The organism is Spirillospora sp. NBC_01491 (assembly GCF_036227065.1).
Lineage (GTDB): Bacteria > Actinomycetota > Actinomycetes > Streptosporangiales > Streptosporangiaceae > Spirillospora > Spirillospora xylanilytica.
Genome location: NZ_CP109432.1, coordinates 2,927,003 through 2,945,004 on the forward strand (window position 1 = coordinate 2,927,003; position 18,002 = coordinate 2,945,004).

Annotated in this window: 17 protein-coding genes; 8 read left to right on the top strand and 9 right to left on the bottom strand. The window is 74.6% G+C overall.

What is annotated here, in order from left to right:
- Nucleotides 1-5 precede the first annotated feature (5 nt).
- Together OHA34_RS13695 and OHA34_RS13700 are read left to right on the top strand one after the other, a co-directional pair.
- Nucleotides 6-869, top strand: a complete 864-nt coding sequence (locus OHA34_RS13695) for a helix-turn-helix domain-containing protein (protein ID WP_285944110.1) — start codon at nt 6-8, stop codon at nt 867-869.
- Nucleotides 866-1,057 carry a DUF397 domain-containing protein gene (locus OHA34_RS13700; protein ID WP_329521795.1) on the top strand — a complete coding sequence of 64 codons (192 nt, stop codon included), beginning with the start codon at nt 866-868 and terminating at the stop codon, nt 1,055-1,057. Before OHA34_RS13695 ends, OHA34_RS13700 begins: the two co-directional genes overlap by 4 nt.
- Nucleotides 1,058-1,115: 58 nt before the next feature.
- Here the strand turns inward: OHA34_RS13700 and OHA34_RS13705 are convergent, their stop codons facing one another.
- Nucleotides 1,116-1,757: a LysE family translocator gene (locus OHA34_RS13705; protein WP_285944108.1), complete on the bottom strand. Its 642-nt coding sequence runs from the start codon at nt 1,755-1,757 to the stop codon at nt 1,116-1,118.
- A gap of 118 nt (nt 1,758-1,875) precedes the next feature.
- Between OHA34_RS13705 and OHA34_RS13710 the strand changes: the two genes are divergently transcribed.
- Entirely contained in the window at nt 1,876-3,330 is a 1,455-nt protein-coding gene (locus OHA34_RS13710; RefSeq protein WP_329521796.1) for an alpha/beta hydrolase, read from the top strand.
- Nucleotides 3,331-3,406: 76 nt separating this feature from the next.
- Here OHA34_RS13710 and OHA34_RS13715 read toward each other — a convergent pair whose 3' ends face one another.
- The 6 genes from OHA34_RS13715 to OHA34_RS13740 all read right to left on the bottom strand — a co-directional run bounded on the left by OHA34_RS13715 (nt 3,407) and on the right by OHA34_RS13740 (nt 11,001).
- Nucleotides 3,407-4,954: an ABC transporter ATP-binding protein gene (locus OHA34_RS13715; protein ID WP_329521797.1), complete on the bottom strand. Its 1,548-nt coding sequence runs from the start codon at nt 4,952-4,954 to the stop codon at nt 3,407-3,409.
- Nucleotides 4,951-5,865 carry an ABC transporter permease gene (locus tag OHA34_RS13720; protein WP_329521798.1) on the bottom strand — a complete coding sequence of 305 codons (915 nt, stop codon included), beginning with the start codon at nt 5,863-5,865 and terminating at the stop codon, nt 4,951-4,953. Before OHA34_RS13720 ends, OHA34_RS13715 begins: the two co-directional genes overlap by 4 nt.
- Nucleotides 5,852-6,868, bottom strand: coding sequence for an ABC transporter permease (locus OHA34_RS13725; protein WP_285944105.1), 1,017 nt, complete (start codon nt 6,866-6,868; stop codon nt 5,852-5,854). Before OHA34_RS13725 ends, OHA34_RS13720 begins: the two co-directional genes overlap by 14 nt.
- Before the next feature lie 4 nt (nt 6,869-6,872).
- Nucleotides 6,873-8,447 carry an ABC transporter substrate-binding protein gene (locus OHA34_RS13730; RefSeq protein WP_285944104.1) on the bottom strand — a complete coding sequence of 525 codons (1,575 nt, stop codon included), beginning with the start codon at nt 8,445-8,447 and terminating at the stop codon, nt 6,873-6,875.
- 97 nt (nt 8,448-8,544) lie between these two features.
- Entirely contained in the window at nt 8,545-10,158 is a 1,614-nt protein-coding gene (locus OHA34_RS13735) for an AMP-binding protein (RefSeq protein WP_329521799.1), read from the bottom strand.
- Between the two features lie 156 nt (nt 10,159-10,314).
- Nucleotides 10,315-11,001 (bottom strand): DUF1444 domain-containing protein, encoded by a 687-nt coding sequence (locus OHA34_RS13740; RefSeq protein WP_329521800.1) that lies wholly within the window; start codon nt 10,999-11,001, stop codon nt 10,315-10,317.
- Between the two features lie 145 nt (nt 11,002-11,146).
- Between OHA34_RS13740 and OHA34_RS13745 the strand changes: the two genes are divergently transcribed.
- Genes OHA34_RS13745 through OHA34_RS13760 form a run of 4 tightly spaced genes read left to right on the top strand, consistent with a single transcriptional unit; the run spans nt 11,147 to nt 14,949 of the window.
- Nucleotides 11,147-11,794, top strand: a complete 648-nt coding sequence (locus OHA34_RS13745) for an ABC transporter permease (RefSeq protein ID WP_285944101.1) — start codon at nt 11,147-11,149, stop codon at nt 11,792-11,794.
- Nucleotides 11,787-13,082: an ABC transporter ATP-binding protein gene (locus OHA34_RS13750; RefSeq protein WP_285944100.1), complete on the top strand. Its 1,296-nt coding sequence runs from the start codon at nt 11,787-11,789 to the stop codon at nt 13,080-13,082. Before OHA34_RS13745 ends, OHA34_RS13750 begins: the two co-directional genes overlap by 8 nt.
- Nucleotides 13,079-13,960: an ABC transporter permease gene (locus OHA34_RS13755; protein ID WP_329521801.1), complete on the top strand. Its 882-nt coding sequence runs from the start codon at nt 13,079-13,081 to the stop codon at nt 13,958-13,960. Before OHA34_RS13750 ends, OHA34_RS13755 begins: the two co-directional genes overlap by 4 nt.
- Complete coding sequence (locus OHA34_RS13760; protein ID WP_329521802.1) at nt 13,960-14,949, top strand: glycine betaine ABC transporter substrate-binding protein; 990 nt, start codon at nt 13,960-13,962, stop codon at nt 14,947-14,949. The genes OHA34_RS13755 and OHA34_RS13760 overlap by 1 nt, the downstream gene beginning before the upstream one ends.
- Nucleotides 14,950-14,961: 12 nt before the next feature.
- Here the strand turns inward: OHA34_RS13760 and OHA34_RS13765 are convergent, their stop codons facing one another.
- A complete protein-coding gene (locus OHA34_RS13765) occupies nt 14,962-16,464 on the bottom strand; it encodes a cobyric acid synthase (protein WP_285944097.1) in 1,503 nt (500 codons plus the stop codon).
- Nucleotides 16,461-17,474: a cobalamin biosynthesis protein gene (locus tag OHA34_RS13770; protein ID WP_285944096.1), complete on the bottom strand. Its 1,014-nt coding sequence runs from the start codon at nt 17,472-17,474 to the stop codon at nt 16,461-16,463. Before OHA34_RS13770 ends, OHA34_RS13765 begins: the two co-directional genes overlap by 4 nt.
- Before the next feature lie 118 nt (nt 17,475-17,592).
- Here OHA34_RS13770 and OHA34_RS13775 point away from each other — a divergent pair, with 118 nt between their 5' ends.
- The gene (locus OHA34_RS13775; protein WP_329521803.1) at nt 17,593-17,943 is read left to right on the top strand and encodes a DoxX family protein; all 351 of its coding nucleotides are present in this window, start codon (nt 17,593-17,595) and stop codon (nt 17,941-17,943) included.
- Nucleotides 17,944-18,002: the final 59 nt, after the last annotated feature.

An 18,002-nucleotide genomic window follows, 5' to 3' on the forward strand; every position in this document is an offset into this window, starting at 1 on the left:
GCCGAGTGCCCGCGTCCGTGCCCACGATCCGCAGCAGATGGCTCGGAGCGGCGCTGCTCAAGGCCCGCAAGGACGCGGGCCTCACGCTGGACGAGGCCGCCGGCCGGCTCGACTGGCAGACCTCGAAGATCAGCCGCATCGAGAACGGCCTCGCCCGCGCGCACTGGGGCGACGTCCACGACATGCTCAACGCCTACGCGGTCACCGACCCGGACCGGCGCGAGGCCCTGACCAGCCTGGCCAAGAGCCTGCGCGAACGGAACTGGTGGCGCGGGTACGGTGCGCGGCTCGACCCCCCGTTCGCCGACTTCCTGAGCCTCGAAGGGGCCGCCCAGGAGATGAGCACCTACCAGCCGCAGGTGGTGCCGGGCCTCTTGCAGACCCGCGACTACGCGCTGGCCATGGTGGGGTCGAGCAGGCTCTGGGAGGACCCCGAGGCCGCCGGGCGGTTCGTCGACGTCCGGATCGGGCGCCAGGCCGTCCTGACCCGCCCGTCCCCGCTGAAGCTCCGGGCGGTCGTCGGCGAGGCCGCGCTCCGGCAGCAGGTGGGCGGACGCGAGGTGATGGACGGCCAGCTCCGCCATCTCCAGCGGGCCGCCGAGCTCCCGAACGTCACCGTCCAGGTCCTGCCGTTCGCGGCCGGCTCCGCGACCGGCATGTTCGGCCCGTTCGGCATCCTCACGTTCAAGGGCCAGGGGGTGGCGGAGGTCGTCTTCCTGGAGAACCTGGTCGGCGGGCTGTACCTGGAGGAGGACGACGAGATTCACCAGTACCGGCTGGCGTGCCGGCATCTGCGCGCCTCGGCCCTGTCCCCGAAACAGTCCCTGCGGCTGGTCGCCGATGTCCTGAAGGAGACGAACGCCTCATGACCCCCCACGTCCCGGCTGGGCCCCGCCCTTGGCGGAAGAGCAGTCACAGCGGCGACAAGGCCGATTGCGTCGAGGTCGCGCGGCTCGGCGGAGGCGGAGTGGGCCTCCGTGACTCCAAGGACCCCGGCGGCCCGGTGCTCGTCCTCTCCCCCCGAGCCTGGACGGCCCTCGCACGCATCCTCGGCTGAGTCGGGCCGGCACCTGCCCCGGCGCGCCGCCTCCGGCCGCGCCCTGCCCCGCGCGGGGTCAGTCCTTGCGGCCGGTGGCGGCGACGGTGACGCCGAGGCCGATCAGCATGAGGCCGCCGGTGCCGCCGATCGCGGCGAGGCGGCGGGGCGAGCGGGCGAACCAGGAGCGGGCGGTGGCGGCGGCCAGGCCCCAGATGCTGTCGCACAGCAGCGCGATCGTGGCGAAGACCAGGCCGAACAGGAGCATCTGGAGCGGGACGCCGCCGCGGTCGCGCTCGACGAACTGCGGGAGGACGGCGGCGAAGAACACGATCGTCTTGGGGTTGGTGACGCCGACGACGAAGCCCTGCCACATCTCGCGGCCGGCTCCCCTGCCCGCGCCGGGGTCGCCGACGAGCGCGTGCTGGAGCGAGCCGCGGTTCCGGAACGCCTGGACGCCGAGGTAGACGATGTAGGCGGCGCCCGCGAGCTTCAGCGCGGTGAAGACGATCACCGAGCGCTCCACGATCGCGCCGACCCCGAAGGCGACCGCGCAGGTGAGCGCCACGACGCCGAGCTCGTTGCCGGCGACGCTGGTCAGCGCGGTGCGGCGGCCGTGCGCGAGGGCGCGGCCGACCACGAACAGCACGGTCGGGCCGGGGATGAGGATGATGGCCAGCGCCATGGCGGAGAAGCCGAGTAGCTGGTGTGTCGAGACCATGCCCCGACCTTATGTACGAGATGCCTGGAACGCACCAAATTTCTCGGCCGAACGGACGAGGCGGACGCGGCCGGATGGCCGAAGATCCGACCAGGCGCGGCCGACCATGATTCACGGCATGAGAACGACGCTCGTCATCGTGCCCCTCGCCCTCGCCGCCGTGGTGGCGGTTCCACTGGCCGTGGCGGCGGTCCCGTCACGGTCGGCCGTCCCGGTGGCGGGCACCGGCATCGCGTGGCGGTCGTGCGGGAAGGAGCCCGGCACCGAATGCGCGAGCGTTCGGGTGCCGCAGGACTGGTCCCGCCCGGACGGCCGGCGGATCTCGCTGAACGTGGCGCGCCGCAAGGCGACCGGCGAGCGGCTGGGGACGCTCTTCTACAACCCCGGCGGCCCGGGGATGGGGGTGGCCGGGCTCGTCCGGGACTGGGCGCCCCAGTTCTTCTCCAAGGAGCTCCTCGCGCGGTTCGACGTGGTCGGCGTCGACCCGCGCGGCGTCGCGGGCAGCGGCCAGATCCGGTGCAAGGTCCCGGTGCACGATCCGCAGGTGCGGCAGTTCCCGCGGACCGAGCGGGAGTACGAGGCGATGGTCGCGCACAACCGGAAGGTGGGCGAGAGCTGCGATCCGCTGATCCGGCACGTCGACACCGCGAGCGTCGCGCGCGACTTCGACGCCGTGCGCGCCGCGCTGGGCGAGACGAAGGTCAGCTACCTGGGACGGTCGTACGGCACCATCCTCGGCACCGAGTACGCGCGCCTCTTCCCCGGCCGCGTCCGGGCGATGGCCTTGGACGCGGTGGTCGACCACGGCATGGACACACGGCGCATGGTCCCGGACGCCGCGTCCGCCGTGGAGCACTCGTTCGACCGCTTCGCCGCCTGGTGCGACCGCACGGCGGAGTGCGCGCTGCACGGACGGAACGTCGGACAGGTGTGGGACGCGCTCGTCAAGAAGGCCGAGCGCGCGCCGATCCCCGTCACCGGCGGGCGGGCGGTGACCGCCGAGGAGCTGCGGTACACCGCGTACGCGCTGCTGACGCTGCTCCCCGAGTTCGGGAACGGGCTGGCCAAGGGCATCGCGCAGGCGGAGAAGGGCGACGCGTCCCTGCTCGCCGAGACCCGTTCCGAGGCGCTGGACGATCCGGCGTCGACGGCGGCGTACCGGTCGATCCTCTGCCAGGACATCGCCCCGCGGATCAGCGGCTTCGCCGCGCTCAAGGCGAGGAAGCGGCAGGTGGAGCGGCGGGCCCCGCACATGCGCGGGACCTCGGAGTTCTGGGACATGACCACGGGCTGCGCCGGATGGCCCGTCCCGCCGTCGAACCCGCAGGCTCCGGTGCACATCTCCGGCGTCCCGCCGGTGCTGCTGGTCGGCAACGCCCACGACCCGGCCACCCCGCTCGCGTGGGCGCGGAGCCTGTCGCGGGGCATCGAGGGGTCGCGGGTGCTGGCGACCGAGTCGGACGGGCACACCGCCTACCTGCGGAACTCCTGCGCGACCGGGCACATCGACCGCTACCTGGTCACCGGCGCCCTCCCGTCCGCCTCCACCTGCAAGGCGGACGCGGTCAAGTAGCGGCACCCGGCCGCGGTCAGCGGCGCCGAAGGCGCTGACCGCCCGTCCCTCGGCGTCAAAGCCCGACCCCGGCGCGTCACAGCGCCGGGGTCGCGGCGAGCAGGGCGCGCGTCTCCGGATGCGCTGCGGCGTCCAGGGAGCGGGCGGGCACGTCCTCCACCACCCGGCCGCCGGCCAGCACGACCACGCGGTCCGCGATGCGGCGGGCCACGCGCAGGTCGTGGGTGACGAACACGACCGCGAGGCCCTCGTCGCGGCGCAGCCGGTCCAGCAGCGCGAGGATCCGCTCCTGGGCGAGCACGTCGAGCCCGGTGGTGGGCTCGTCGGCGAGCAGCAGCCGCGGCCCGGCGGCGAGCGCGCGGGCCAGCGCGACCCGCTGGCGCTCCCCGCCCGACAGGGTGGCCGGACGGCGCGCGGCCATCGCCGGGTCGAGCCCGACCCGGTCCAGCAGCGCGCCGACGCCGTCGCGGCGGCCGAGCGCCTCGGCGACGACCCGCTCGACGGTGTAGCGCGGGTCGAACGAGGCCAGCGCGTCCTGGAACACCAGCCCCGTCCCGCGCCGCACCGCCCGCCGCTCCCGGTCGCGCAGCGTCCACACGTCGCGCTCCCCGGCCAGGACGCGCCCGGCCGCCGGGCGGTCCAGCGCGGCCAGCACGCCGACCAGCGTCGACTTCCCCGAGCCGCTGCGGCCCACGACCGCGACCGACTCGCCCTCGCGGACGTCGAAGTCCACGCCGTCCAGCGCGACGGTCGTCCGGCCCCTCCCGCGCAGCACCCGCCGCACGCCCCGCGCCGACACCAGCGGCCCGGCGTCGCGGGCTGGGTGCCCGTGCGCGGACGGATCGTGCGCGGACGGGCCGGACGCCTCCAGGCGGGCCGCGGCGACCAGCTCCCGGGTGAACGGGGCGGACGGCGCGGCCAGCAGCCCGGCGCTCGGACCCTGCTCGACGACGCGCCCGCCGGACAGGACCGCGATCTCGTCCGCCCAGCGCCCGGCGACGGCCAGGTCGTGCGTGATGAGCAGGACCGCGCGGCCCTGCTCGGCGGCCTGGGCGCGGACGGTGCCGAGCACCTCGGCCTGCGTGACCGGGTCGAGCGCGGTCGTCACCTCGTCGGCGATCAGCAGGTCCGGTTCCAGCACGGTCGCCAGGGCGAGCGCGGCGCGCTGGGCCTGGCCGCCGGACAGCTCGTACGGGCGCGCCTCCCACACCTGCGCGGCGTCCAGCCCGCAGCGCTCCAGCGCCGCCGCGCCCAGCTCGCCGGGGTCGCCCGCGTCGTGCGCGCGGACGCTCTCGGTCAGGTGGCCGCCGATGGTGACGGCCGGGTTGAGGCTGGCGGCGGCGTCCTGGAACGCGTACCCGACGCGGCGTCCGCGGACCCGCCGCAGCTCGCGCGCGCCGAGCCCGAGCAGGTCCGTCCCGCCCAGCCGGATCGCCCCGGAGGCGCGCACGGCGGCGTCCGGGTCGTGCAGCCGGACGATCGACCGGGCGGTGAGGCTCTTGCCGCTGCCGCTCGGCCCGACCAGCGCGACGACCCGTCCCGCGCCGACGCGCAGCGACAGGCCGTCCACGACGCGGCGGCCCGGCACCTCGACGGTCAGGTCCACGATCTCCAGCGCGGTCACCAGGCCCGCCCTTCGCCCTGGCCGACCGCCGAGGCCAGCACGTTGACCGCGAGGATCGTCGCGACGACGCAGGCGGCGGGGAAGGCGACGGTGTACCACTCGCCGGTGAGCAGGTGGGCCTGGGCCTCGGTGAGCAGGTTGCCCCAGCTCGGCCGGTTCGGCGGGATGCCGAGGCCGAGGAAGCTGAGCGTCGACTCGGTGAGGATCGCGTGCCCGACCTCGAACGCGGCGATCGAGGCGATCGGCGGCAGCGCGCCGGGCAGCAGGTGCCGGCGCAGCACCTGCCCGCGCGACAGCCCGAGCGCGTGCGCGGCCCGCACGTACAGCCGCTCCCGCTGGCCGACCAGTTCGGCGCGGGCGACCAGCGCGACCGACATCCAGCTCGTCACCGCGACGGCGAGGACGACGGTGCCGAGCGAGGGGCCGAGCACCGCGGCGAGCGCGAGCACCACGACCAGCATCGGCAGCGACAGCAGCACGTCGGCGGACCGCGCGATCAGCTCGTCCAGCCAGCGCGGCCCGGCGGCGGCGAGGCCGCCGAGCAGCACCCCGGCGACCACGGTGATCGCGGCGGCGGTCAGGCCGACCAGCAGCGAGGTCCGGCCGCCGTACAGCAGCCGGGCGAGCAGGTCGCGGCCGAGCAGGTCGGTGCCGAGGGGGTGGCCGGGCGAGCCGGGGGCCAGCCCGGTCGCGGCAGTGTCGGTCGCGATCGGGTCGTAGGGCGTGAACAGCGGGGCGAACACGGCCAGCACGGCGAACGCCGCGAGCACGAGGCCCGCCGCCCACACCCCCGGCCGCCGCACCGGGACCCGCGCGGCCAGCAGGCCCCGGGTCGGCGCCGCCGGCGTCCCGCCGTCCCCCGAGAGCGGCGGGACGCCGTCGGTGAGATCGGCCCGGTCAGTGATGGGCACGGTCCATTCCTCCGTTCGGCGCGGCCGGGTCGCGGCCCGAGAGCCGGACGCGGGGGTCGAGCCAGGCCACGGCGAGGTCGCCCAGCAGGTTGGCCAGGACCACGATGACGCCGGTGACCAGGACCACGGCGGTGAGCACCGCGTAGTCCTGCTGCCGCGCGGCCAGGATCGCCTCCCGTCCCACCCCCGGCCACGAGAAGATCATCTCGGTGGCGTAGGCGCCCGCGATCAGCGTGCCGACGCCGACGCCAAGCCGGGCGGCGAACGGGACGAGCCCGAGCCGCACCAGGTGCCGCGCGGTGACCGTCCGGCGGCGCAGCCCCCGGGCGCGCGCGTTCTCCACGTGCGGCGCGGTGCGCAGCCGGGCGACGCCGGTCTGCACCAGCCGCGCGTAGGTGCCGAAGTGGTGCCCGAACGCCAGCGCCAGCGCGGGCAGGACCAGGTGCGGGACCAGCACGGCGGCGGTGACCGGCTCGCCGGGACGGGCCAGCCCGCCGGACGGCAGCCAGCGCAGCCACGCCGCGAAGATCCACAGCAGCAGCAGCGCGGTCACGAACCCGGGCATGCCGCCGAGCGCGAACAGCCCGGTCTCGATCGACCGGCGCAGCCACGCGCGCCGGGTGAGCGCGGCGGCGAGCCCGGCGCCGACGGCCCCGACCACGCTGAACAGCACCGCGACGCCGGTGAGCAGCAGCGTCCACGGCGCGGTGTCCGCGAGGGTCTCGGCGACCGGGCGACCGCTGCCGTACGAGGCGCCGAAGTCGCCGCGCACCGCGCCGGACACCCAGCGCCCGTACCGGACGGGCAGCGGATCGTCGAGCCCCATCCGGTGCTCCAGCCGGGCCACGTCGGTGGGTGCGGCCGGACGCCCGCCGGACCGCGCCTCCAGGATCGAGGCGGCCGGGCTGCCGGGCGCGAGGTCGAGCAGCGCGAAGCACAGCGCGGACAGGGCGACGACGACCGCGAGGGCCGTCGCCGCCCGCAGGAGGAGGAACCGCTTCACCGGATCAGGACCAGGACCACTTCTCGGCGTTCCAGAAGAAGCCGTAGCCGTGGTGGCCGAGGGTGCGCCGCTCGGGGCCCTTGAGCGCCTTCGGCACCGCGTTGTCGGTCAGCAGGTAGGCGACCCACGCGAACGGCGGGTCGGCGGCGAGCGCCTTCTGGAAGTCGGCGTAGGCGGCCTTGCGGACGGCCGGGTCGGACGTGCCGCGGGCCCGGTCGAGCGCCTTGTCGACGTCCGGGTTGGCGTAGGTGCCGTAGTTGGAGCCGCCCTTGTCCAGCGCCTGGGAGGAGTGGAACGGCCCGTACACCGAGGAGTCGGCGTCGTAGGGCGTGCCCCAGCCGACGACCATCGCGTCGAGGTCGCCCCAGTGCTTGCGGACCCAGTCCGCGGGACGCGGGTTGGGCACCACGTCGAAACCGCGCTGCTTGAGCTGGGTGGCGGCGACGTTCAGGATCGCCACCCGGGCCGAGTCCTCGGCGAACGTGGTGAGCTCGAAGCGGACGGTCTTGCCGTCCTTCTCCCAGAGGCCCTGCGCGTTCTTGGCGTATCCGGCGGGCCCCATCAGCGCGTCCACCTTGGCCGGGTCGTGGGTGAACGGCGCGGCGCCGGTCTTGTACGGGCTCTCGTCCAGCGGCCCGGTGGCCGGGCTGCCCTGGCCGAGCAGCACGCTCTTGACGAACGCGTCGCGGTCGAGGGCGTAGTTCATCGCCAGCCGGACGTCCTTGTCGGCGAAGACGGGCTTCTTGAAGTTGAACATCAGCGCGCGGTAGTCGGCGGTCGGGTAGGTCTCCACCCGGAGCCGGTCGTCGCCGGTGACCCTGCCGACCTGCTGCGGCTGGAGGTGGGCGCCGTCGACCTCGCCGTTCTCGAGCTGGATGAGCCGCGCGGTGTCGTCGGAGACGTACTTGATCACGACGCCGGGCAGCTTCGGCCGCCCCTCGTAGTAGCCGCCGAACGGCTCCAGCTCGCTGTACTGACCCGGCTTGTAGGCGGTCAGCTTGAACGGCCCGCTGCCGATCGGGTGCCGGCCGAACCCGGCGTCGGTGAGCTCCTTGCCCTTCAGCGCGTGCTCGGGCAGCAGGCCCATCGAGACCGCGTCCAGCAGCGGGGAGAACGGCCTGCTCAGCTTGAGCGTCGCGGTCCTGTCATCCGGCGTCTCGACGCTCTCGACCGCGGTGAAGTTGCGCGACAGCGGCGCGTCGGCGGAGGCCGCCTTGACCGCCTCGATGGTGAACTTCACGTCCCGGGAGGTCAGCGGCTTCCCGTCGTGCCAGGTGAGCCCCGATCGGAGCGTGAAGGTGTAGCGCCGCTCGTCCTTGGACACCTGCCACGACTCGGCGAGGCCCGGCACGACCTTGTTCTGCGCGTCGTGCCGGGTCAGGCCGCGGAAGACCATCTCGGTGACCGGGTCGGTGTGCTCGTCCTGGAGCGCCGGGTTGAGCGTCTCGGGCTCGTCCCCGATCGCGTAGGTGAAGGTGCCGCCGGTCGTGCCGGACGGGTCGCCGGCCGAGCCGCAGGCGGTGGCGAGCAGGCCGGTCGCGGTGACGACCGACCCGATGACGAGCGCGGACTTGTGCATGGGTCTCCTTGTTGCAAACTTATTGCAACAAGGAACTATAACCATGATCCCGCTGAATGTCCGACTTGGCCGCAGGGCCTCCACCCGGGGCGGCCGGTCAGCGCAGCGAGCCGTCCCCGTTCCGGCTGAGCTCGGCGCGGCCGAGGGCGCTCCGGCGGACCTTGCCGGTGGACGTGCGCGGCAGCTCGGCCATGAACGTCACCGAGCGCGGCACCTTGTGCTCGGGGAGCCGCTCCCTGGCCAGCCCGATGAGCTCCTCGGCCAGCACCGGGACCGGCGGCGCCACCTCGTCGGCCACCACGAACGCCGCCAGCGCCCCGCCGCCCGCCTCCTCCCCCGCCCCGTCCGCGTCCGCGTCGGCGATCACGGCCACCTCCACCACCCCGGGGTGCTGCCCGAGGATCCGCTCGACCTCCAGGGGCAGGACCCGCTCCCCTGAGACCGTCACCTGGTCGAGGATCCGGCCGTGGTGGTGGACGAACCCGTCCTCGTCGACATGCACCAGGTCGCCGGTGCGCAGCCACCCGTCCGGCCCGAGCGCGTCGGCGGTTCTGCCGGGCTTGCCCAGGTACTCGATCATCACCGACGGGCCGCGCACGTACAGCGCGCCGCGCTCGCCGATGCGGGCGGCGGCCTGACCGCCGGCGCCGAGGCCGGCGGCGTTGGCGGCAGCGGCGGCGGCCCGGTCCTCGCCGGGACGGCCCTCGTAGCCGACGCCGCCCTCGCCGCGCACCGCGATCTCGTACGGGTCGAGCACGACGCCGAGCGCGCCCCGCCGCCGCCGGGTCACGGTGTTGGACACGAACGTGTGGCCGACCTCGGTGCTGCCCAGCCCGTCCAGCACCGGGCAGCCGAGCACCTCCTCGATCCGGTCGCCGAGGGAGGGCAGCAGCGGCTCCCCCGCGGAGGCCGCCGCCCGCAGCGACGCGAACGCCTCCCGCACGGCCCGCGGCTCGGGCCCGCTCACCAGCCGCGCGTACCAGGTCGGCACGGTGAACAGCAGGGTCGGCCGGTGCCGCCGCGCCTGCTCGACCGCCCCGCGCACCGTCGGCGCGTCCGGCCACAGCACCGAGGCGCCGCCGCAGAACATCGGGAAGAACACGGTGGCGCCGAGCCCGTAGGGATAGCACGCCTTCGACAGCGAGAACGACACGTCGCCGGGCACCATCCCGAGCGCGCCGAGCGCCATCGCCTCGTGGTAGGCCGCCGGGTCGGTATGCCGATGGACCGCCCCCTTCGGGTCCCCGGTGGTCCCGGAGGTGTACTGGACGTAGGCGGCGGCGCCGGCCGGCACCGGGACGGGGTCCGGCAGCGACGCGGGCTCGTCGGCCAGGTCGTCGCCGGTGAGCACGGGCACGGACGTGAAGCGGGGGACGAGCCCGGGACCGCACACCACCGCGCGCGGATCGGCGTCGCCGAGCACGTATGCGTGCTCGCGCCCGGACAGCTCGGGCCCGGTGAGCACGGCCACCGCGCCGAGCCGCAGCGTGCCGAGCAGCGCGGCGACGAACGCGATCGAGTCGGGGAGCGCGATCAGGACGCGGTGACCGGGCCGGACGCCCACCGACCGCAGCACGCCCGCCGCGCGGGCGCCCGCGTCGTGGACCTCGCCGTGGCTGTACGTGGCGGCGCCGGAGTGGAACAGCGGCCGGTCCCGCCACCCGTAGGTATCCGCTCGATCGGCCAGAACGGCCGCAAGGTTTCCTTCCATAGCGGAAACTCCTCTTGCCTGGGGGGACAAGCGGAGGTTACGTCGAGTAGGCGTACCGACACGGGGAGTTCTCCGTATTTCGGTCTTTGGGATGCCGTATATAGGTCATACGGCGGGGCCTCTTCTTTCATGGCCTCGCGCGTAGCGTCCGCGCGGTCAGGCGGGGAGCACGTCCCAGGCGCCCTCGCGCCGCACCAGCAGCCGGTGGGTGAGCAGCGAGCCGGCCGGCGCGTCCCACGCGGGGTCGGCGCCGGCGTCGCCGCGGTCCTCCGACCAGACCTGGCCGACCGCCCAGCGCAGCTTGTCGACCCCGTCGGGGTGGCCGGTGCCGGACGCGACGAACACGTCGCGCGCGGGCGCCGCCACGACCAGGTCGCCCTCGACGTCCTGGGCCAGCTTGTCGAGGAAGCCCTCGTCCAACAGCAGCCCCGATTCGAGACCGCCGCGCCGCGCCGCGCCCGCCCCGGCGCCCGCCGCGTTCGCGCCGGCCGGGGGACCGCCGATCGGGCCGTCCCCGAGCGTCACGGTCACCGCCCGCACGTCCGGGTACCAGTGCATCGACAGGTCGGGACGGCGGTTGCGCAGGTTGATCGTCGCCCGGCGGCGCAGGTCCTCGGGCGGAACGCCCAGCTCGGCGCAGTGCCGGCGCGCGACGTGCTCGTACCGGCGGCCGGGCGCCGCGGCCTCGTCGGGCAGCTCCAGCGCGTAGGTGACGTAGAGGTCGGCGGCGAACTCGTCGCGGATCGGCTCCTCGCCCGGCGGCAGCGGGAACTCCAGCTGCACCTCGGCCGGCACCCGGGCCTTCATCAACGGGACGATGAGACTGGAGCGCGGCTCGGTCACGGGTCGTTCCTCCTGCTGCCGGTGGTCCTGGTGCCGGTGCGTCCGGATGGATCACCCTACCGGGGCCCGGGGCACCCCGCCGGAACCCTGCGCGGCGCAGGTGTCCGGTGCGAGGCTGTGGGTAGTGATCCCCGCGGAGGGAATATTGAGCTTCTGGGAATATCTGGCCAGCCGGCGCGAGCTGCTGGTGTTCGAGACCTGGCAGCACGCCAGCATGGTCTTCCAGTGCGTGCTCGCGGCCCTGGTCATCGGCGTGCTGATCGGCCTGCTGGTCTACCGGCGGCCGAGGCTGGCCGCCTTCGCCACCAGCACCGCCGGCGTGATCTTCACCGTCCCGTCGCTGGCGCTGCTCGGCCTGCTCATCACCCCGCTCGGCCTCGGCGTCGCGCCGAGCGTGGTGGCGCTGACCCTCTACTCGCTGCTGCCGATCGTGCGCAACACGATCGTCGGCCTGTCCGGCGTCGACCGCACCCTGGTCGACGCCGCCCGCGGCATCGGGATGGGCCGCCGCCGGATCCTGCTGCGGATCGAGCTGCCGCTCGCCTGGCCGGTGATCCTCACCGGCGCGCGGGTGGCCACCCAGCTCGCGATGGGGATCGCCGCGATCGCCGCGTACGTGTCCGGTCCCGGCCTGGGCGAGCAGATCTTCTCCGGACTGGCCCGGCTCGGCGGCGCCAACTCGATCAACATGACGCTCGCCGGCACGCTCGGCATCATCATCCTGGCCCTGCTCTTCGATGCCTGCTTCCTGATCATCGGCCGACTGACGACCCCGCGAGGCATCCGTGCCTGACACCGTCCCCCCCGTTCCCCCCGCCGGCCCGACCCGATCGGCCGCCCCCTCCGGACCGGCCGACCCCGCCTTACCGGGCGCCATCGACCCCGGCGACGGCGGGCCGCCGGGCGAGGCCGCCTCGGCCGAGCGCGGCGGCATCCAGCTGATCAACGTCACCAAGCGCTTCCCCGGCCAGGCGACGCCCGCGGTCGACAATGTGTCGCTGACCGTCGACGGCGGCGAGATCGTGGTGCTGCTCGGGCCGTCCGGCAGCGGCAAGACCACCACGATGCGGCTGATCAACCGGCTGATCGAGCCCACCTCCGGCAAGATCATCGTGGCCGGGCGGGACGCGCTCGGCCTCGACCCGAACGACCTGCGCCGGCAGATCGGCTACGTGATCCAGAACGCCGGGCTGTTCCCGCACATGACCGTTGGCACCAACGTCGGGCTGGTGCCGCAGATGCTGGGCTGGGGCAAGGCCCGCATCAAGGCCCGGGTGGACGAGCTGCTCCAGCTGGTCGACCTCGCGCCGGACCAGTTCCGCGACCGCTACCCGCGCGAGCTGTCCGGCGGCCAGCAGCAGCGGGTCGGCGTGGCCCGCGCGCTCGCCGCCGATCCGCCCGCGATGCTGATGGACGAGCCGTTCGGCGCGCTCGACCCGATCACCCGCGAGCACCTCCAGGACGAGCTGCTCCAGCTCCAGGAGGAGCTCGGCAAGACCATCGTGTTCGTCACCCACGACGTCGACGAGGCGCTCAAGCTCGGCGACCGGATCGCGATCCTCGACAAGGGCTCGCGCATCGTGCAGTACGCGACGCCGAAGGAGATCCTGCTCAACCCGGCCGACGAGTACGTGGAGCAGTTCCTCGGCGGCGGGCAGGCGATGAAGCTGCTGAAGTTCAGCCGCGTCGCCGACGTCCCGCTCCAGCAGGTGCCGCAGGCCGCCCCCGGGGACGACGCCGCCGCCGTCCGCGCGCAGATCGACGCGGCGGAGAGCACGTTCGCGATCGTCCTGGACGAGCGGGACCGCCCGGTCCGCTGGATCACCGTGGACGACCTCGACGGGCTCACCGGCCCGATCGGCGACCACGGCACCGGCACGGCCCGGCCCATCCGCGTGCGCAACACGTTGCAGCAGGCGCTGGAGGCGCTCATCCAGGTCGAGCACGAGTGGGTGCCGGTGGTCGGGCCGCGCGGCGTCTACCGCGGCACCGTCACGCTGTCCACCCTCCAGACCGCGATCAAGGACATGAAGGAGCAGACCAGGTCACGCCGGCGGCAGGACAAGGCGGCGGATTCGTGACCGGCCCGTCCGCCCCCTCTCCCCCGAGCGGACCGAGCGAGCCGGGCCCGGTCGGCGGCCCCGCACCGGCCGCGGCGAACGCGGGCGCGCCGGCGGGCGCCGGAGGGCCGGGCGGGGGGACGGCGGTCGAACCGCGGACGGCGCTGCACGCGCCCACCGGACGGTCCTGGCGCGCGTTCCTCCAACCGCTGGCCATCATCGCGATCGGCGGGCTCTGGATGCTGTACGTGGAGAACTCCGACCTCGACAGCATCGCCGCCCGCGTCCTGGCGCCCGACTACGTGGCGCAGAAGACCTGGGAGCACATCGAGCTGGCGGTGGTGTCGACGCTGCTGGTCCTGGTGATCGCGATCCCGCTCGGCGTGCTGCTCAGCCGGTCCTGGGCGCGGCCGGCCACCCCGCTGGTGCTCGCGATCGCCAACATCGGCCAGTCCGCGCCCGCGATCGGCGTGGTCGTGCTGCTCGCGGTGACCTTCGGGATCGGATTCTGGACCGCGATCGTGGCGCTGGTCGCCTACGGCGTGCTGCCCGCGCTGCGCAACACCCTGGTCGGCCTCCAGCAGGTCGACCCGACGCTGACCGACGCGGGCCGCGGCATCGGGATGTCGGCGGCACGGGTGCTGGCGCGGGTCGAGCTGCCGCTCGCCACCCCGGTCATCCTCGCCGGGATCCGCACCACCCTGGTGCTGATGGTCGGCACCGCCAGCATCGCCTCGTTCATCAGCGGCGGCGGGCTCGGCGACCTGATCACCACCGGCGTGTCCACCCAGCGCACCCCCGTCCTGCTCACCGGCTGCATCCTGATCGCGCTGCTCGCACTGCTGATCGACTGGCTGGGCGGGATGGCCGCCCGCCTGCTGGCACCGAAGGGACTGTGATGCGCCGCGCGCACCCCACGCTCGCGCTGCTCGGCGCCGTCCTGCTCGGCCCGGCCACGCTCGGGCTGAGCGGGTGCGGGCTGAAGCCGGCCTCGGCGTTCCTGCCCGCGATCGAGCCCGGCACGATCAAACCGATCAAAAACCTGGAGGGCGCCAGGCTCCGGGTCACCTCCAAGGAGTTCACCGAGCAGATCGTGCTCGGCAAGCTCGCCGTGCTGGCGCTGACCGCCGCGGGCGCGAAGGTGCAGGACAACACCAACGTGCAGGGCAGCGTGACCGCCCGCCTGTCGATCACCGGCGGCGACAACGACCTGATGTGGGAGTACACCGGGACCGGCTGGATCACCTACCTCGGCCGGACCGAGCCGATCGTCGACCCGCAGCGGCAGTTCGACGCGGTGGCGGCGCTCGACCTGAAGAAGCACCACATCGCCTGGCTGCCGCCGCCCGCGCCGCTCAACAACACCTACACGATCGCCGTCTCGCCCGCGACGCAGCGCAAGTACGGGCTGACCGACCTGTCGCAGCTGTCCAGTGTCCCGGTCGGGCAGCGGACCATCTGCACCGAGCCGGAGTTCTTCTCCCGCAACGACGGCCTGCGCGGCATGCTCGCCGCGTACGGGCTCAAGTACGGGTCGGGCGTGCCCGCCAAGAACGTCATGCAGATGTCGGCCGGCGTCGTCTACAACTCGGTGAAGAACGGCAAGTGCACCTTCGGCCAGGTCACCGCGACCGACGGCCGTATCCAGGCGCTCGACCTGAAGGTGCTCAAGGACGACAAGCACTTCTTCCCCAACTACAACCCGGCGATCACCGTGCGGGAGTCCGTCCTCAAGGCCCATCCGGAGCTGACCCCGATCTTCGCCAAGATCAGCCCGAAGCTGACCACCGAGGTCATGCGGACCCTGAACAGCAAGGTCGACGTCGACGGCGACGACCCGGTGTTCGTCGCCCGCGACTGGATGCGCGCGCAGGGCTTCATCAAGTGACCCGCCAGCGGGTCAGGGGATCGGCGGGGCACCGCCCGGCGGGACGACCGGCAGGCCCGCCGGGGCCCCGCCCTCGATGATCCGCCACAGCGCGTCCGTGTCCAGATGCTCCTCGACCAGGTCGCCGAGCGCGTCCAGGGTGGCCTCGCGCAGCCGGGCGAACGACACGTCCGGCGCGGGGGTGAAGTCGCGTCCGGCGCGGCGGGCGACATCGGCGAGGAAGGCGCGGCGGAACCCGTCGTTCTCCAGCGCGCCGTGCCAGGTCGTCCCGTAGACGGCGCCCAGGCGGCAGCCGTCCAGGAACGGTTCGCCCCCCTCCACGTCGACCAGGCCGTGGTGGATCTCGTACGCGCGGACGGGCTCGCCGTAGGCGCGGCCGGTGGGACGGCCGAGGATCTTGTCGTCGGCGAAGGTCACCATGGTCGGGAGCAGCCCCAGGCCGTCCACCCGGCCGGCCCCGGACTCGACGTCGTCGTCGATCCGGCGGGCCAGCATCTGGTAGCCGCCGCAGATCCCCAGGACCGGGCGGTCCTCGGCGGCGCGGCGGGCGATCTCGGCGGCCAGGCCCTTCTCCCGCAGCCACGCCAGGTCGCTCACCGTCGCCCGGGTGCCCGGCAGGACGACCAGGTCGGCGTCGTCGAGGTCGCCGGGACTCGCCGCGTACCGCACCGTGACGCCCGGCTCGCACTCCAGCGCGTCCAGGTCGGTGAAGTTGGAGACGCGCGGGAACCGCACCACCGCCACCCGCAGCGTCTGCCGCCCGTACGGCGCGGCGGCGGCCGGACGGGGGGCGTCCAGCGCGAGCGTGTCCTCCGAGTCGAGGTAGAGGCCGAGCGTCCAGGGCAGCACGCCGAGCGTCGGCCGCCCGGTCAGGGCGCGGAGCTGCTCCAGCCCGGGGGCCAGCAGCTCGGCGGCGCCGCGGAACTTGTTGATCACGAAGCCCGCGACCAGCGCCTGGTCGGCCGGCTCCAGCAGCGCCACCGTCCCGTACAGCGAGGCGAACACCCCGCCGCGGTCGATGTCGGCGACCACGATCACCGGGAGTCCGGCCGCGCGGGCCAGGCCCATGTTGGCGAGGTCGCCGGCGCGCAGGTTGATCTCCGCGGGGGACCCGGCGCCCTCGCAGACCACCACGTCGTGCGCGGCCCGCAGCTCGGCCAGGCTGTCGGCCACGACCCGGCGGAGCCGCTCCTTGTGCGCGCCGTACTCCAGCGCGTCCACCTCGGCGATCGGGCGGCCCAGCACCACCACCTGGCTGCGCCGGTCGCTGCCCGGCTTGAGCAGCACCGGATTCATGATCGCGCGCGGCTCCACCCCGGCGGCGAGCGCCTGGGTGTACTGCGCCCGGCCGATCTCCGCGCCGTCCGCGGTGACCATCGAGTTGAGCGACATGTTCTGCGCCTTGAACGGCGCGACCCGCACCCCCTGCCGGGCCAGCCAGCGGCACAGCCCCGCCGTGAGGACGCTCTTGCCCGCGTCGGACGTCGTCCCGGCGACCAGCAGCGCCCCGCTCATCGCGTCCCTCCCCCGAGGGCGGCGCAGGCGCCGCTCCCCGCGCTCTCGGCGCCCCCCGCTCTCCCTGGGCTCTCGGCGAGCCCGGCCATCCCGGCGACCGCGGCGGCCAGGACGGCGGCGGACGCGCTGACGGCGGCCGACAGCCGGACGGCGCGGTGGACGTCGGCGACCTCGGGGGCACGGCCGTCCCCGAGCACGGGACGGTGCTCGGCCCGCCCGCCGTAGGCGTTGACGCCGCCGAGCCGCACGCCCAGCGCCCCCGCGAACGGGGCCTCGCAGCGTCCGGCGTTCGGGCTGGGATGCGCGCCGCCGTCGCGGCGCAGCACCCGCCACGCCGCGCCCCGGTCACCGCCGGCGAGCGGCGCGCAGGCCACGGTGAGCAGGCCGGTCACCCGTGCGGGAACCCAGTTCGCCGCGTCGTCGAGGCGGGCCGAGGCCCACCCGAACCTCGCGTAGCGGGGGCTCCGGTAGCCGACCATCGCGTCCAGCGTGTTGACCGCCCGGTAGGCGAGCAGCCCCGGGACCCCGGCCACCGCGCCCCACAGCAGCGGCGCGATCGCGGCGTCGGAGGTGTTCTCCGCCACCGACTCGACCGTGGCGCGGGCCAGCGCCGGGGCGTCCAGTCCGGCCGGGTCGCGCGCGCACAGGTGGGACAGCCGGGCGCGCGCGGCGTCGAGGTCCCCCTCGTCCAGCGAACGGGCCATCCGGCGGCCCTCCCTGCCGAGGGACGTGCCGCCGAGGACGGCCCACGTCGCCGCCGCCGTGACCCCGGCGCGGAGCACGGGCCGCCGCCGCGTCCCGCGCTCGGCGGCCAGCCCCAGCGCCGCGGCGCCCGCCACGAGCCCGCCCGCGAACAGCACGCCCCGCGCGCGCGAGTCGCCGTGGAGGCGGCGCTCCAGTGCCGACGCCGCACTGCCGAAGGCCGCCACCGGATGCCCGCGCCGCGGATCGCCGAACGCCGCGTCCAGCGCCGTGCCGAGGAGCAGCCCCGCCGCCCTCGCCCTGCTCATGTACGCCGTCACGGTCATAGACGATATGGCGTATACGGCACCGTCGCGGCCCGGCCGCCCGCGTCAAGTCTTGATCAAGCAGGGCGTGACGCGGTGACCCGGCGGGAATCGTCCCCGTGTGTACGCCCTCACTGTGATCTTCTCGGTCGTGACCGCGGCGCTGTTCGCCTTCGTCGGCGTCACCAAGCTGACCGGCGCCGAGCAGCAGGTCGAGGCCGCCGAGCACTTCGGCATCCGGTGGGACGGCTACCGGCTCATCGGCGTGGCCGAGCTGCTCGGGGCGCTCGGCCTGCTGATCGGCCTCGGGGTCGTCTGGCTCGGCGTCCTGGCCGCGGCCTGCCTGCTGCTCCTGATGGCGGGCGCGCTGTTCGTGCACCACCGGTCGGGCGACTCCCCCGCCCTGATGGGGCCCGCGGCCATCGCCGCGGTGCTCGCCCTGTGCACCCTCATCTTCCGGCTGATCAGCTGACCCCTCGCCCGGTCCGCCCGCCGGCCCCGCCTCCGTCCGGCCGGCGGCCGGCCCTCCGT

Bases quoted from the DNA above. Each gene is read 5' to 3' on its own strand.
- OHA34_RS13730 (WP_285944104.1), bottom strand. From the start codon at position 8,447: ATGCACAAGTCCGCGCTCGTCATCGGGTCGGTCGTCACCGCGACCGGC.
- OHA34_RS13770 (WP_285944096.1), bottom strand. From the start codon at position 17,474: ATGAGCAGGGCGAGGGCGGCGGGGCTGCTCCTCGGCACGGCGCTGGAC.
- OHA34_RS13710 (WP_329521796.1), top strand. From the start codon at position 1,876: ATGAGAACGACGCTCGTCATCGTGCCCCTCGCCCTCGCCGCCGTGGTG.
- OHA34_RS13700 (WP_329521795.1), top strand. From the start codon at position 866: ATGACCCCCCACGTCCCGGCTGGGCCCCGCCCTTGGCGGAAGAGCAGT.
- OHA34_RS13765 (WP_285944097.1), bottom strand. From the start codon at position 16,464: ATGAGCGGGGCGCTGCTGGTCGCCGGGACGACGTCCGACGCGGGCAAG.
- OHA34_RS13735 (WP_329521799.1), bottom strand. From the start codon at position 10,158: ATGGAAGGAAACCTTGCGGCCGTTCTGGCCGATCGAGCGGATACCTAC.
- OHA34_RS13760 (WP_329521802.1), top strand. From the start codon at position 13,960: ATGCGCCGCGCGCACCCCACGCTCGCGCTGCTCGGCGCCGTCCTGCTC.
- OHA34_RS13705 (WP_285944108.1), bottom strand. From the start codon at position 1,757: ATGGTCTCGACACACCAGCTACTCGGCTTCTCCGCCATGGCGCTGGCC.